Below are 540 nucleotides of genomic sequence, written 5' to 3' on the forward strand. Positions count from 1 at the left end.
AACTCAGCCCAAATCGCTCCCCGTAGGCAATCGTCTGCTCGCGGCTCATGCCCCATTCCCGCGCCGGCGCCAGGACTTTCAGCCGGGGATTCAACGCCGCAATCGCCACATCAAACCGCACCTGGTCATTGCCCTTACCTGTGCAACCGTGGGCCACCGCATCCGCGCCGTACTCTTCGGCCACTTCCACCAGCAGGCGAGCGATCAAGGGGCGAGCCAGCGCCGTCGAAAGCGGATAGCGACCCTCGTAGAGCGCATTGGCGGGTTTCCAGTTCCGGCGCGTCCGCCATCTCCAGCGTCAGCCCTTGTCCCACATCCACCACCAGCGCAATGATTTCCTCGACGCCCCACTCATGACGCAGGTAAGGAATGCACACCGTTGTGTCCACCCCGCCCGAGTAGGCCAGCACCACCTTCCGCGCCCGCTGTTCCATTCGCTCCCTATCTCCCAGCCCCTTCTTTTTCCATAGTAGGCGAATGACACTTCAGAAAAACGTTTGGTTGAAGTTCTGTATAACAGTGTGTCCTGCATTCTTTTTG

1 pseudogene is annotated in these 540 nt (G+C 60.0%); it reads right to left on the reverse strand.

The features are described from left to right. A pseudogene (locus NZU74_20820) lies at window positions 1–434 on the reverse strand (argininosuccinate synthase). Window positions 435–540 lie beyond the last annotated feature (106 nt).

The sequence above is a fragment of the Chloroflexaceae bacterium genome (assembly GCA_025057155.1).
Lineage (GTDB): Bacteria > Chloroflexota > Chloroflexia > Chloroflexales > Chloroflexaceae > JACAEO01.